Below are 13,550 nucleotides of genomic sequence, written 5' to 3'. Positions count from 1 at the left end.
GGCTCATTGGCGGATGAGCCGCTGGTCCAGCTGGCGCAGCCGTTCCCGGTCGAGGTTGCGCGGCAGGACGAGAGTGTCCGAGCCGTTGGTCAACGGCGATTCCAAGGGCCTGTTGAGTGGGATGACGATACGCTCGGCGTCGTAACGGATTTCCTTGGCGTCGGTCAGGCCCTGCTTCTGTAGTTGATGGATGGCTTCGAGGCGGGCGTCGGCGTCGGCTGCGCTGGGCGCCGATTGCATGACCTTCAGGTAGATGTCCAGTGCCTCCCGGCCATTGAACGGACCTTGCCCCAGGTGCTTCACGAATACCCGGTAGACGCCTCCCACCGCGCGGCATAGGTGGCTGTTGCCGTTCTGTGCGGCGATGTCGGCCTGCAGCCTGGCGTCGCACTGCTGCTTGCTCATGTTGCGGGCTTCGGACTTTTCGCTTTGCGCGCAGTAGGCGCTGCCGTAGAGGTCGCCGTCCTTGTCGCAGCGGCCGTAGCAGATATCGTGCAGGCGGCAGGCCTCGCTGAGCGAGCAGCCCGCGACGTCGTCCGGAACCAGATACTGGGTGAAGCCGGAGCCGCAATAGGTGGCCTTGTCTTCGGCGGCGCTGGCGGCGGGCGCCATCCGCGGGGCGAGCAGAACGACGGCGAAGCCGATCAGGAGCAGGCTAGAGAGGGTTTTCATAGAGGACGTCCTGTTCGCTGCGGGTGCCGGGTTCCGAGAGTTGCCGTTGCAGCCGCCGGTGCATGGCCGTGGCTTTGAGGTAGTGGAAGTCGAAGCACTTGCCGAACGAGAAGTTCTTCCGCACCGGGTCGTGGCACTCCCGGTAGTAGGAGGCGCCAGCCGTACGTTCGTAGATGGCCTTGCTGACGGCGGTGGCCATGAAGGCGATCACCTGGTCGTTGAAGATATCGTTGTGGTCGGCGATGAAGGACTGCGAGGTGTAGATGAAGTTGACCGGCTCGTTGCTGTAGCAGGGCATGCGCGGCAGCGCCGGATCGGCGTTGCCGCCGTCCGCGCTGCAGAAGCTCCTGAAGCGCCATTTGCCGATATCGGTGTCGTCGATCACCCGTGGTTCGGGCGGTCTTGGCGCGCAGTTGTCGCTGCCATCCGGCAGCGGGCACTCGCGGTCGATCAGCAGGGCGGTCCGATACAGGCTGTAGTTGCCGAGGGCGGTGGTATCCAGGTCTTCTTCCCGGAGGCGATAGCGGGTTCCGTTGTAGGTCCTGTCCAGGTCCACCTGGCTCCAGGTGAGGTTGACGCCGACCCATTGGCCGAGCGGGAAGGCGAAGTGGGTGGCGCTGTCGCCGTGCGAACTGATGACGTACAGCAGCGGCGGCGGCTGGGTTCCCAGGGCGCCGACCTTGAGGCTGTTCTCCTTGAGCAGCAGGCCCTGATTGGCCTCTATCGCCGGATTCAGCATGATTACCGCGTCGCCGAAGGCGCGTATCCGCTGACCGTCCTGGAGAGCCAGCAGGCGTTCGAGCAACGGGTCGTGAAGTGCGCCGAGGGTGATTGCGCCGCCGAAGCTGTGGCCGACGATCACCAGATAGTTCCTGTCCTTGCGATCGATCCGTTCCAACTGGGCGAGCAACTCGGCGACGCCACCCCGGCCGACTTCCTCGGCGACGGCCTTCCTGTCCCAGTAGGTCAGGTTCTCGCTATACAGGCCATGCATCGACTTGCCTCGCCAGCCAACATAGAGGCCGACCAGCCTGCGTTTGCCCAGCACCCCGGAGGAGGCGAGATTGGCGAGTGCCTTGTTGAAGCTGGCGACGTTGCCGTCGTCCCGTCCCGCGTTGTGCTTCCAACCGTGAATGAACACCACCATGGCGATGTCCCCCCGGGCGGAGTAGCGCTTTAGCTGGTCGATCAGGCGTTGCGTTCTGGCAGGCGCGAAGTCGTTGCCGCGCTCGCTGTATTCGACGAAGCCGATCTCGTAGTTCGGATGGCGTTCGTAGTAGCTGTCGCTGCAAGGCCGCATGTCGGCGCAGGTCGATTCGCTGTCATCGCGCAGCGGGGCGTTGGCGGCGCAGCCTGCCAGCAGGCAGGCTGCGAGAAGGGCGAGTATTTTCATGACGATTCCCGCGTGGAGATTCTTTTCCGGCGCGCCAGAACTCGACCGGTCGCTACCCGTTACGCAGGCCGGTCGGTACGCTCTGGCGCTGTCGGTGCCCGTGTCGCCGGCCGGGTGCTGTCATGGGGGATGGGAGAGCGCAGGCGGAGAAGTCGTCCCGCGAAAGGCTGGGGAGGCGTGTGTCAGGGTCCCCTGGAAGCGGGCCTGGGATATCCCGGAAAGGCTCGTCGTGGGGCGAACTGTCGAAGACGTTGACATGCTGAACCACCACTTCCGTGTCTGTTCTGCAACTGTCTATAGACCGCCGGGGGATGGGTGTCAAAGTGCCACTTCGCAGCCTTCCGCATGGTGGATGGCTGCGAAGGAGAGTCGATCAGGCCAGTTGCGCCGGGTCGAGCATGTCGCTCTCGAAGGTCATCCAGCCGCCGTTCTCGCTGGCCGCGCCGTCGAGGATCGGGCCGTAGTAGGTGAGACCGATGGTCAGGCTGAAGCAGATGTGGGTGGCGTTCTCCGGGGCGTCCAGCTGGCCTTCGAAGTGCAGCTTGAGCACGCCCGGCTCGACGCTTTCCAGGCCGATGGCGACGTTCGGGTTGTCCACGGCCTCGCTTTCGCGGCCGCGTTGCTCGGCGCTGACGGTGAGGGTCACGGTGTCTCGGTACATGTCTTGCTCCAGTTGGCGTGGGGCCGGCGTCGCCAGCGCGGCGGACAGACTACTGGCAGACGCGCCGGCTGGCCAGTGCTGGCTGCGGCAGGCGCCGCGCGGGGCCTGGGAATCATTCGCCGGCGGCGCAGTCCAACTGCGCATCACCAACCGACCCCCGAGGGGATGATGAAGCTACCCGTGCTGGCTGTATTGGGCGCCGCGCTGATGTTGAGCGCCTGCGCGAAGAAGGAGGCCGAGGCCTGTGCCTCGCCGGACGTGAAGGACCAACTGATGCGGATCTTCCTCCAGGGCGCGATCACCGAGCGCTCGCCGGAGTTCAAGGACAGCGCGCTGCGCGACGTGGCGATCCTCGAGAAGGATCCCGACAGCGGCGTGCTGTCCTGTGTCGGCACCCTCAGCGTGCCGGCCGGCCAGCAGGTGGTCGAGGGCGTCCTGCAATATCGCATCGCCCCGGTGGCCAAGTCCGACTACGACTACCTGCTGCTGGATACCGCCGGCGCCAACACCACCGCCCTGGCGCAGCGCCTGAACAAGGCACTCGGCCAGTGATCGCGCGCCTCGCTCAGGGTACGCCGTTGCGGCCGTGGGCGAGGAAGCCGGGACGGGCGCCGAGGCGCTCGTAATAGGCGCGCACCGCTGGCAGCGACGGATGCTCGAACGGCGTCTCGTACCAGCGGTTGACCGACAGGCCGATGGCGATGTCGGCCAGGCTGAAGGTCTCGCCGGCGACATAGGCGCCGGTGCGTAGCAGTTGTCCCTCGAGGATTTCCATGAAGCCCGTCCAGCCGCGCAACGAAGCCTCCACCTGGGCCGCGTCGCGGTGCGCCGGCGACTGCCGGACCAGGCTCATGAAGGCATAGCTCCACGAGCGGTTGAGGTCGGAGGCCTGCCAGTCCAGCCACTGGTCGACCCGCGCGCGCGGCGCCGCCTGCTGCGGATAGAGGCGTTCGCCGGCATAGCGGTTGGCCAGGTAGCGGATGATGCTGTTGGATTCCCAGAGCACCAGTTCGCCGTCGCGCAGCACCGGCACCATGGCGTTCGGGTTGAGGGCGAGGAACTCCGCCGCGTGGGTGTCGCGGAAGCCGCTGCCCCAGTCTTCGCGGCGGTAGGGCAGGTCCAGTTCGGCGCAGGTCCAGAGCACCTTGCGCACGTTGATCGAAGAGGCCTTTCCGAGAATCTCCAGCATGGCGATGGCGCGTCCTTGGGCGGATAGGAAGGCTCCGAGTATACGGGCCGATCCCGCCGACGGGGAACGGCTCGAGCGGGGGCGCCGGCTAGGCGCCGCTGGCTTGCCGGCGACCCGGGCGGCGGCGCGCCCAGAGGGCGAAGTAGAGCCAGCCGATGACGAACGATGGCGCCACGCTCGCCAATGGATGCGGCGTGCCCGAGAGCCAGTGCAGCGCGGCCATCGGCGCGGTCAGCAGGAGCACCACCAGCAGGGGCGCCTGGCGTTGCGCAAGGCCGTGGCGGCGGCCGAGACATTGCAACAGGTACAGGCCGAAGCGCGTCGCCAGGAGACTCGCGGCGCCCTGGAGCAGGGCGGCGACGCCCATCCCGGCCAGGCCGCCGTCCTGGTTGGCATAGGCCGCCCAGGCGCCGTAGAGCACCGCGGCCGGCAGCGCCGCCAGCCACGGGTCGTCGGAGCGCTGCGCGAGTCCGCTCACCGGATGATCCTCTGCTGCACGTAGGGTTCGGCACCGGGCGCGAGGCGGACCATGCAGAGGATCTGGTCGCTGCTGCCGACGTGGGCGACGAAGTGGTCGTTGGTCCTGGCGTGGCTGGACATCGCCATGCGCGGGAAGAAATCCGGGGCGACGCTGCGTTGCCCGCCGGGTATCAGGCCGGTTTCCGCATCCAGGCGCAGGTTGGCGGACAGCGTGCCGACCACGTCGAGGGCCAGGTCGACCATGTCCGGGTTCTGGCGCGGCGCTTCCAGGTCCGGGTACAGCGTCGCTCCCGGAATCCGCGCGCTGAGGGCGCGGAACATGTTGTAGACCACCGGGTTGTAGGTCTTCGCCACGATCAGCGGCGGCAGCCCGCCGTTGCGCTCGCTGACCTGGCGCAGGAAGAACTGGTTGATCCGCTTGAACAGGCTGGTGCGGTGGTAGCGGTCGACCACCATCGCCGTCCACAGGTAGAGGAAGCGCGTCGAGCCGCGGACGAAGTCCTTCGCGCCCAGGATGCCAATGATCCGTTCGCCCTCCGGGTCGGTCGCCAATACCAGGTGGTCGTAGGTCTCGAAGATATCCGGCTGGTTGCCGAAGTATTGCAGCACGTCGAACTGCGGCATTCCCTCTTGCAGGTCGGCGACTATCTTGCGCTTGAAGCCCTCGGGGAACTGCCGTTCGCGGCTGGAGTAGTCGAGGTCGAAGGCGTTTTTCTGCGGATCGCTGGTCATGGTCGTGGCTCGCCGGAGGAAGAGGCTGAAGGGCGCAGGACCAACTGGCGGTCCGTCGCGTCGGGGGTGTCGTCGGCGATACGGATGTACGCGCCGCGGGCCCAGAGTTCGTTGAGGTCGGTGGCGCCGTCGAACGGCAGGCCGGAGTTGCGGGTGGACAGCGCGTAGCGCGAGTTGTCGAAGTCCGCCAGGTCGATGACCATCCGCAGGGTCGCGGCGATCCGGGTGTTGAACGGGTTGGCCGGGTCGCTGTAGTCGAAGCGCCCGACGTTGACGCTGAAGTTGTCGCCGCCCTTGTTGTTCTTCAGGTCGAACAGCGTGCGCAACGGGGTCTTGTGGAAGGGCACGTGCTCGGCGAGGGCGGCGTGCGCCTCGCCCCACTTCCAGCCGCTCGGCGCGCTTCCGTGGGCGGCTCGCAGTTCGTCGAGGGCGCGGCGCAGCGACTGGTTCAGCTTGAGGTCGCAGCCTTGTTCCTGGCCGCACCAGAAGCGCAGGTCGGCCTGGCCGTCGAGGATCAGCCGGAGGAATCCGTCGTAGTTGCGCTGGTTCCAGCCGCTGGCCAGCAACTGCGTGCCGATTCTCGGTTGCAGCAGCTCGCGGGTGAAGGCGCGTACCCAGTAGCCGGCGATCAGTGGCGCGGCCAGGTCGGCGGCGGCCTGGTGGTTCCAGCCCTGGAGCAGGGCGAAGGCCTCGCTGGCGCGCAGTTCGGGGTCGCTGACCTGCTCCAGCATCTTCGGCAACAGGCTCGCCATCACGCTGGAGAACTCGTCGTTCTGCAACTCCAGGCTGTCTTCCAGGGTGCGCTGGCCGGGGCCGCCGAGCCACTCGCGGATGCGGTCATAGCGGTAGGGCAGGACCCAGTCGTGGCCGAAGTCGAAGGCATTGTCGGGCGGCACGATGCGCTGGTTCGCCGTGGCGATGAACCCTTCGCGGGGGTTGAGGCTGCGTGGCTTGGCGCTTTCCGGAACGTAGCCGACCCAGTCGTAGCGGCTCTCCCAGCCGGGCGAGGGGGCCAGGCCATGGAGGTCGTCGTCGGCGCCGCGGAGCGGTACGCGACCGGCGGAGACGTAGCCGATGTTGCCCTCGACGTCGGCATAGACCATGTTCTGCGGCGGTACGCCGAAGTCGGCGGCGGCGTCGAGGAACTGTTCCCAGCCTTCGGCCCGGTTGATCGCCAGCAGGCTCGGGAAGGTCTTGTCGTGAAGGTCGAGGCCGGTCCAGGCGAGGGCGATCACCAGCCGGTCGCGCTGCGCCTGCGGCAGCCGCGCCGGTTCGTAGATGTCGCTGATCACCGGGCCGTGGCGGGTGCTGCGGACCTCCAGCGAGACCGTCTCGCCGTCGCGCACGGCGATGCGTTCCAGGCGCGTCTCGAAGGGCCGGTAGCCGTCCGGGGTCAGGTAGCGCCGCGGGTCCTGGGGATCGACGCGCTCCAGGTAGGCGTCCTGGATGTGCGAGCCGGTATTGGTGTAGCCCCAGGCGATGCGCTGGTTATGGCCGATGACGAACAGCGGGGCGCCGGCGAAGTTGGCGCCGGTGAGGCTCAGGCCGGGGATCTTCAGGCTGGCCAGGTAGAAGGCCGCCGGGTTGGTCAGGCGCAGGTGCGGATCGTTGGCCAGCAGCGGCTTGCCGGTGGCGCTGCGGCTGGCGGAGACCACCCAGTTGTTCGAACCGATGCCTTCGACGTTGGAACCGGGCAGTTGCCCCAGCAGCTTGCCGGCGTCCGGCGTGCCGCGCAGGGAGCGGTACAGGCTGGCGTAGTCGCGGGTGGCCGGGGCCCGCTCGCCCGGATAGGGGGCGAACACCTCGTTGATCCGCGCCAGGTCCAGGTGCTCGGCCAGCGCCAGGCGCTGCAACTGCATGCCCAGGTTGGCGCTCAGGGTCCAGGAATAGAGCAGGTGCAGGGACAGGCTGTCCACCGGCCCCCAAGGCCCCGGCCGTTCGTGGCGCACCAGGCTGAATTCCAGCGGCAGCGCCGCCGGGGCCAGCCCCAGGTAGGCGTTGATCCCGTCGCTGTAGCGTTGCAGCAGGACGCGCGTGGGCGCGTCCAGGTTGGCGTAGATGCCCTCGGCGGTGCGTCGGAAGCCCAGGGTGCGGGCGAACCTGTCCATCGGCAGGGTCTTGGCGCCGAACACTTCGGAGAGCGTCCCGCCGGCATAGCGGCGGGCGAACTCCATCTGCCACAGGCGATCCCTGGCGTGGCTGTAGCCGAGCAGGAAATAGCCGTCCTCCAGGTTCTGCGCGCGGATATGCGGGACGCCGGCGGCGTCCCAGGCGATCCGCCCCTCGTGTTCCAGGCCATGACCGACCTGGATCTCGCCGTACTTGAAGCCCAGCGGGACGGCCAGCAGGTAGACCGCGCAGGCCAGTAGCCCCAGCAGCAGGCCGCCGAGGGACAGGCGCCAGGCGTAACGTGCGTTCTTCGACATCGCTTCGAGTCTCCACGCCGACGGGTCAATAGACCCGCCGGTTCCGGTCCGCATGGCGACTGACGAAGAACACCAGCGAGACGCGCTCGCCGGCGGTCACCCGCTGGACCTCGTGGGGATAGCTGCAATCGCTGATGATCACCGAGCGCGGCTCCGGCTTGATGTCGTTGCGCAGGTTGCCATCGCGGTCGTAGACCACGAACTGGCCGCCGGAGAAGTAGGTGCCGAGCTGCAGGACGATGGAGTACTGGTAGTCCGGGTTGCTGTCGGTATCCAGGTGCCGGCCGATGAACGAGCCGGCCTTCATCCGGTTCACCTGCATGCGCCGGACGTAGAAGGCGTCGTCGCCCATCAGCTTGCGGAACAGGCTCATCACGTTGTCGTTGCAGACGCGCGGGATGATCAGCTCCGACAGCGCATGGTTGACCACCGTGGGACGGTCGCGGTCGGTCATGAAACGGGCCACGTAGAGGTCGTTCTCCTCGTCGGCGTCGCCGATCAGGATCTTCTCCCACGGCAGGGTCGAGTTGGCCAGGACCTGGTTCATCAGTTCCCAGTCCTGCTCGTCGTAGAGCGCGTCGCTGGGGGTGATATAGGCGCAGCCGTTGGCTGCCAGGCTCTGGGTGATCTGGGCAATCTGAGTATTCATGGGGTTTCCTGTGTGATCAGGCGGTAGCCTGGGATGCGGGTTGGTTGGTGTGGGGCTGGTTGGCGGCATCGGTCTCCGGAGCGAGCCGGGCATGGTTCTCGCGGTACCAATCGACGATTCCGAACGGGTCCGACTGGCCGCGGCAGAGGTGGTCGCGCAGGATCAGGAAGTTCTCCCACATGCCCCAGGTCTCGGTCATCGGGCCGAACTTCGAGGGGCGCGCCTCGTTGGCCGCGCGCTCCGGCGCGATGCGCCAGAAGTTCACCCCCGGCTTGCGGTGGTGGAAGTCGTGGCTGGGCAGGTCCTGCATGAAGGAGAACACCCGCAGCGGGATGTCGATCAGCAGCACGCCCAGGCTCCAGCGAACGAACGCCAGGGCGAAGGCCAGGCCCTGCTTGTCGGCCGGGTAGGGGCGGCCGAGGAAGCGTCCCCAGCTCAGCGAGCCGTAGTGCAGGAAGCGCGGCAGGCCGTGCTCGTTGCGGGCGAACCAGAGGTGCTCGGAGACGTGCTGGATCCACGACGAGTACTGGGTGAGGATGAAGATCGGGAACAGGTAGAACAGCGCGAACGCCTCCAGGTAGCCGCTGGCGTACACCAGGCCGAGCAGCGCGGCCCAGTAGAGCGCCCGGCTGACGCGCTCGTGGCGCGGGGCGGAGACGAAGCTGACGTCGAAGCGGAATTTCAGGTGCTCGAGGATCCGCGCCGGATGGAAGGGCGCGAGCACCAGGCGGGTCCAGAAGGCGCTCTCGGACATGCCCTTGTAGAAGCCGTGCTGCTTCATGAAGACCAGGTCGACGTCGTGCTCGGTATTGAAGGTGCGTACGCTGTGGTGTTCGTTCACGTGCAGCTTCACGTACTCGTCGCGCGGGGTGTGCAGGATCGGGATCGACAGGATCCACTTGCAGGTGAAGCGGGCCAGCGCCTTGTTCTCCAGGCTGGCGCCATGGGTGGTGTAGTGGAAGGTATGGAGGAAGCCGCGCTGGCGGTTGACCACCAGGCACATGATCAGCGCGCCCAGCAGGCACTTCAGCCACAGCGGCTGCTGCGAGGCGAGCAGTTGCTGGCCGTAGATCACCGCGAGGAAGAACACCGCGTAGCCCCAACTGATGTGCAGGTAGAGCTGCCAGGGCTTGAGCAGGGTGTCTTTCGGTCGCCGCGGCGGGCGGTCGTTCAGCGACTTGCCGGTGACCCAGGTCCAGAACGGCTGGCAGGGCAGGTCCTTGTAGGTACGGCGCACGTCGATGCCGTATCCGTACTTGGAGTATCGGGTCTTGAACAGTTCATCTTGCATGGCGCAGGCGCTCCCTGGTTACAGGTAGTCGGTTCGGATGTAGAGCGTCGGGACGGTCGCGAAGAACGAGTAGAACGGCTCCATCCGGTAGTGATCGACGGCCAGCACGACGAAGTTGTCGAAGCGCTCGCCGAAGAGTTTTCCCATCAATGCGTACTCGGCGGCCTGGGAGACGAAGCTGGCCCAGATCTGCTCGCGCGACTGGCTGGCGAACCATTTCTCGTAGAGCGGCAGGCGCGACAGGAAGATCGATTCCAGGGCCGGGTAGTCCAGCCCGGTCTGGCCGTAGTCGCCCTGTTCCAGGCGCTGGACGATCTCGCCGTGGGCCCGGTGCCAGCCGTCCTCGCCGCCGCACATCTCGAAGAACGAGCAGGTCGCGGCCGGGCAGGGCAGGGCCCCGGCGATCCGCTCGAGCTGGCGCTCGACCTTGCCGAGGAAACCCTCGCGGGTCTCGCCGGTGGCGGGGTTGCGGTTGAACGACAGGTATTCGAACTCGCCGCCGAGGATCGCGTGGCGGATTTCCACCTGGCGCGCCCTGGCCAGCTCCGCCACCGCCTGGCCGGCGCTGACCAGCTTGGCGCCGGCCAGGCCGGGCTGGTCGCCGACTCGCTCGAAGGTGTAGCGCGGCTTGCCCTCGGCATCGCTGGAGTGCGAGTAGTCCGGGCATACCGCGCTCACCAGGTGCAACGGACGGCCTTCGCCAGCGGCGCGCTCCAGCGCCTCCACCAGGCCGCGCAGGGCCCGCTCGCTGGGCGGCATGACGTTGCCGGCGGCCAGCCAGCGCTCGATGTCGCGGGCGTGGCGGTCGAGCTGCGGGATGTCCGGATGCTTGAGTTCCAGCTCGCTCTTGGCGTTGACCGCATCGGCCAGGAGCAGGGTGGTCAGGGACGGGATGCGTCCCTTGCTCTTGAAGCGGTGGATGTTGGTGACCACCGAGTTGCCCTGGCGCAGCTTGAAGTCGAATTCCTGGTGGCGCGACTGGAGGATCAGGTAGAACAGGTAGTTGCTGAACGGCAGCTCGCGCGCGCCGTGGGAGATGCGCAGCTCCAGATACCTGCGTTTCAGTTCGCCGAGGCGCGTTTCCAGTTGCGCATAGGTATGGTCGGGGACCACTTCGGCGAGGGGGAGGCCATACGAGATGGATTTCAATATGTTCCGGCTGAGACGGGAATCGATGTCTGGAATCATGGCGTTCACCTGACGTCGGGCTTGACCAGGACGGGAGCGGGCTGGGTTTTTCCGGGGAGGCTGTGCACGTCGCGGAACAGCAGCATGTCGACGAACTGCTGCTCCTTGTCGCCGGCGAAGCCCTGCGGCTCGTCGATGCGGCGGGGGTTCTCGTAGGTGCCGAACAACATGTCCCAGATCGGGAAGTCGCTGTAGTTGCACTCGTGGCGGTCGCGCTGGTGGTGGATGCGGTGCATCTCCGGGCGCTGGAACAGGTAGCCGAGGACGTGCGGGGTGCGCAGGTTCGAGTGGTAGAACATCTCGCCGAGCGCGGCGAACATGATGTAGTAGGCGCCGGCCTCGATGCTGATGCCCATCACCACGTAGGCGACGAAGCTGCCCAGCAGCGAGTTGAAGACCATCTCGGTCGGATGCTTGTAGAAGGAGGTGAATACCTCGATGCGTTGCGGCGCGTGGTGCAACTGGTGGAACAGCCGCCAGAGCGTGTCGTTGGCGTGGCGCGCGCGATGCCACCAGTAGGTGACGAAGGTGTTGACGAAGTAGGCGGCGAAGCCGGCCAGCAGTGGTGGCAGGGCATCCGAGGTGTGCAGCAGGCTGTGCCCCATCATCCATTTGTTCCAGGTGATGCCGGCGAGCAGGGCGATCGACACCTGGACGATGTTGAGGAAGATCACCCGGGCCACCCAGGTGCTCACCTTGGGCAATTTCCAGCCGGGAACCAACTGTTCCAGCATGAAGATGAATAGCGCCACTCCGATCAAGTAATAAATCATATTTATCTCCTCTTCCTTAGGGTCGGACGCCATGCGGAACTTTCATCGATACGAAAGGCCAGCGTCCTGTTTATTGTCTGAAGCACTTCTCGGCAGGCTGCGGTTATCGCTTCGCTATATTCGAAAGGCGATCTCGGTCAGGCGTGGATAGCTTGTCCATGGTCGAATGGAGCGCTCTTTTTAATTGCCTCAGAATGCGCTTCGTGAAAATCGGCACGGACAATGAAATGCCTGGTCGAATTAAATTGTCACAGCCCGGCAGGGACAACCTGCCCTTCCGGGCAGGTATCTGCGGAGAGATAGGGGGGGAAGTATGTAGTTGCCATTTCTGGTCCCCGGGGAGCCTCGTCGACGAGGCCCGCCATGGGCCAAGGTTTGTTGTCGGGAGGCCCTCCCGACGACGATGGAGCGTGCGAGAAGAACAATGAGAAAGACCGCCGTGAGGCCCATCGGAGAGCCGTTCTACGGTTTCCGCAAAGATCCGGGGCGCCGTCCCCTCCAGCACAGCGCAGTTCCTGCGCGGCGCCTCGTGTCCGTGCTCATCGAGAAATTCTCTTCAGCCTCGTTTCGTCGTCGCCCGGCGGGCGGCGAATGGGCTCGACCTCGTCCGGAACACCCGCACAGGGCCGGCGGCGATATGTACTTCCAGGTCCGGCTTGATAAAGGGAATTGTCATGAGTGGATAAGACGGAAACAAAAAAGAATAAAAACGCTGAAGAACCGAATCCTGCCGGGATCGATTGTTGACTGGTGAAGCTGGCATGCATGATGAGAGAGAGGGATATCTCGAGATTTTGTCAAGAATAACAACCGAGGAAGAGTTCTTCTCCCTGGTTCTCGAGATATGCGGTAATTATGGATTCGAATTCTTTTCATTCGGTGCGCGGGCGCCTTTCCCGCTGACCGCGCCTAAATATCATTTCTTGTCCAATTACCCAGGGGAATGGAAAAGCAGATATATCTCCGAAGACTACACATCCATCGACCCGATCGTGCGCCATGGTCTCCTGGAATACACCCCGCTGATCTGGAATGGCGAAGACTTCCAGGAGAACCGTTTCTTCTGGGAGGAAGCGCTGCATCACGGCATCCGTCACGGCTGGTCGATCCCGGTCCGCGGCAAGTACGGGCTGATCAGCATGCTGTCCCTGGTGCGTTCCAGCGAGAGCATCGCCGCCACGGAAATCCTGGAGAAGGAATCCTTCCTGCTCTGGATCACCAGCATGCTGCAGGCTACCTTCGGCGACCTGCTGGCGCCGCGCATCGTCCCGGAAAGCAATGTGCGTCTGACCGCCAGGGAAACCGAGATGCTCAAGTGGACCGCGGTGGGCAAGACCTACGGCGAGATCGGCCTGATCCTGTCGATCGACCAGCGCACGGTGAAATTCCATATCGTCAATGCGATGCGCAAGCTCAACTCCAGCAACAAGGCGGAGGCCACCATGAAGGCCTACGCCATCGGCCTGCTCAACTGAATCGACGCCTCGTCGCCTAGCGAGGCCGCCACGCAAGCGTCCGGCCATTCACCGAATGGCCGGATAGCGTTTGCGCCGGTCGCCTGAGCGCAGCCTTCCCACCGGCAGCGTTTCCCCGCTGCCCCCTTCGCCATTGCGCCCGTCCTCCTGTTGTCCGGCACGCTAGTGCAACTTTCCGGACGCTTGGCAAACCGGCCAAAGAATAGAACGGAATCGATGCCCCACACCTGTAATTTTTAAGGGGTTATGGCTATTGCAAAAAAGCGTTTATAAGTTTGTCCCCTGTCAAATCTGGTTACAACTAGGTTTCAGGCGAAACATTCGGTCATGGCAATTCGGCATTAGTTGAAACTTTGGAGACGCTCCGAAGCGGGCAACTTTTGCCCGGAAAAAGCTTCACGGCAATTTCTCCGGCCTGTCATCCCGATGTCTTCTTTCCGGTATGGATGCCAGTCGATTCGAACTGGCGGAGATTCGCACCATGCGAGAGTACCAACGGTTGAAAGGGTTTACCGACAACCTGGAATTGCGTCGGCGCAACCGTGCCACGGTCGAGCACTACATGCGCATGAAGGGGGCCGAACGGTTGCAGCGGCACAGCCTGTTCGTCGAGGACGGCTG

Annotated in this window: 13 protein-coding genes and 1 pseudogene; 3 read left to right on the top strand and 11 right to left on the bottom strand. The window is 65.1% G+C overall.

Annotated features, from left to right (window positions below; genetic code table 11):
* Positions 1–3: 3 nt before the first annotated feature.
* The 3 genes from HMPREF2924_RS15865 to HMPREF2924_RS36780 form a co-directional block, all read right to left on the bottom strand.
* A complete protein-coding gene (locus tag HMPREF2924_RS15865) occupies positions 4–672 on the bottom strand; it encodes a hypothetical protein (RefSeq protein ID WP_003132717.1) in 669 nt (222 codons plus the stop codon).
* The gene (locus tag HMPREF2924_RS15860) at positions 656–2,065 is read right to left on the bottom strand and encodes an alpha/beta fold hydrolase (protein WP_003132715.1); all 1,410 of its coding nucleotides are present in this window, start codon (positions 2,063–2,065) and stop codon (positions 656–658) included. The genes HMPREF2924_RS15865 and HMPREF2924_RS15860 overlap by 17 nt, the downstream gene beginning before the upstream one ends.
* 373 nt (positions 2,066–2,438) lie before the next feature.
* A complete protein-coding gene (locus HMPREF2924_RS36780; protein WP_003088136.1) occupies positions 2,439–2,726 on the bottom strand; it encodes a hypothetical protein in 288 nt (95 codons plus the stop codon).
* Positions 2,727–2,891: 165 nt separating this feature from the next.
* Here HMPREF2924_RS36780 and HMPREF2924_RS36775 point away from each other — a divergent pair, with 165 nt between their 5' ends.
* Complete coding sequence (locus HMPREF2924_RS36775; RefSeq protein WP_275897617.1) at positions 2,892–3,278, top strand: hypothetical protein; 387 nt, start codon at positions 2,892–2,894, stop codon at positions 3,276–3,278.
* A 13-nt stretch (positions 3,279–3,291) separates the two neighbouring features.
* Here the strand turns inward: HMPREF2924_RS36775 and HMPREF2924_RS15845 are convergent, their stop codons facing one another.
* The 8 genes from HMPREF2924_RS15845 to HMPREF2924_RS15810 all read right to left on the bottom strand — a co-directional run bounded on the left by HMPREF2924_RS15845 (position 3,292) and on the right by HMPREF2924_RS15810 (position 11,454).
* Positions 3,292–3,915: a glutathione S-transferase family protein gene (locus HMPREF2924_RS15845; protein WP_003088140.1), complete on the bottom strand. Its 624-nt coding sequence runs from the start codon at positions 3,913–3,915 to the stop codon at positions 3,292–3,294.
* An 88-nt stretch (positions 3,916–4,003) separates the two neighbouring features.
* Complete coding sequence (locus tag HMPREF2924_RS15840) at positions 4,004–4,393, bottom strand: hypothetical protein (RefSeq protein ID WP_003088144.1); 390 nt, start codon at positions 4,391–4,393, stop codon at positions 4,004–4,006.
* The gene (locus HMPREF2924_RS15835) at positions 4,390–5,127 is read right to left on the bottom strand and encodes a hypothetical protein (protein ID WP_003102703.1); all 738 of its coding nucleotides are present in this window, start codon (positions 5,125–5,127) and stop codon (positions 4,390–4,392) included. Before HMPREF2924_RS15835 ends, HMPREF2924_RS15840 begins: the two co-directional genes overlap by 4 nt.
* On the bottom strand, positions 5,124–7,553 hold the full coding sequence (locus tag HMPREF2924_RS15830) for a penicillin acylase family protein (RefSeq protein ID WP_003132710.1): 2,430 nt from the start codon (positions 7,551–7,553) through the stop codon (positions 5,124–5,126). Before HMPREF2924_RS15830 ends, HMPREF2924_RS15835 begins: the two co-directional genes overlap by 4 nt.
* A gap of 25 nt (positions 7,554–7,578) precedes the next feature.
* Positions 7,579–8,202: a 2OG-Fe(II) oxygenase gene (locus tag HMPREF2924_RS15825; RefSeq protein WP_003088147.1), complete on the bottom strand. Its 624-nt coding sequence runs from the start codon at positions 8,200–8,202 to the stop codon at positions 7,579–7,581.
* Between the two features lie 16 nt (positions 8,203–8,218).
* On the bottom strand, positions 8,219–9,493 hold the full coding sequence (locus HMPREF2924_RS15820; RefSeq protein WP_003102695.1) for a fatty acid desaturase: 1,275 nt from the start codon (positions 9,491–9,493) through the stop codon (positions 8,219–8,221).
* Positions 9,494–9,511: 18 nt separating this feature from the next.
* Positions 9,512–10,681, bottom strand: coding sequence for a hypothetical protein (locus HMPREF2924_RS15815; protein WP_003088150.1), 1,170 nt, complete (start codon positions 10,679–10,681; stop codon positions 9,512–9,514).
* Positions 10,682–10,686: 5 nt separating this feature from the next.
* Positions 10,687–11,454, bottom strand: coding sequence for a sterol desaturase family protein (locus HMPREF2924_RS15810; protein WP_003102692.1), 768 nt, complete (start codon positions 11,452–11,454; stop codon positions 10,687–10,689).
* A 761-nt stretch (positions 11,455–12,215) separates the two neighbouring features.
* Here HMPREF2924_RS15810 and qscR point away from each other — a divergent pair.
* Together qscR and phzA are read left to right on the top strand one after the other, a co-directional pair.
* On the top strand, positions 12,216–12,929 hold the full coding sequence (gene qscR / locus HMPREF2924_RS15805) for a quorum-sensing transcriptional repressor QscR (RefSeq protein WP_003118960.1): 714 nt from the start codon (positions 12,216–12,218) through the stop codon (positions 12,927–12,929).
* A 481-nt stretch (positions 12,930–13,410) separates the two neighbouring features.
* A pseudogene (gene phzA, locus HMPREF2924_RS15800) lies at positions 13,411–13,550 on the top strand (phenazine biosynthesis protein PhzA); the annotation flags it as partial.

This window comes from Pseudomonas sp. HMSC063H08 (assembly GCF_001813645.1).
Classification (GTDB): Bacteria; Pseudomonadota; Gammaproteobacteria; order Pseudomonadales; family Pseudomonadaceae; genus Pseudomonas; species Pseudomonas aeruginosa.
Note: the sequence above shows the minus strand (reverse complement) of the source record. Positions and strands in the feature narration are given on the sequence as shown.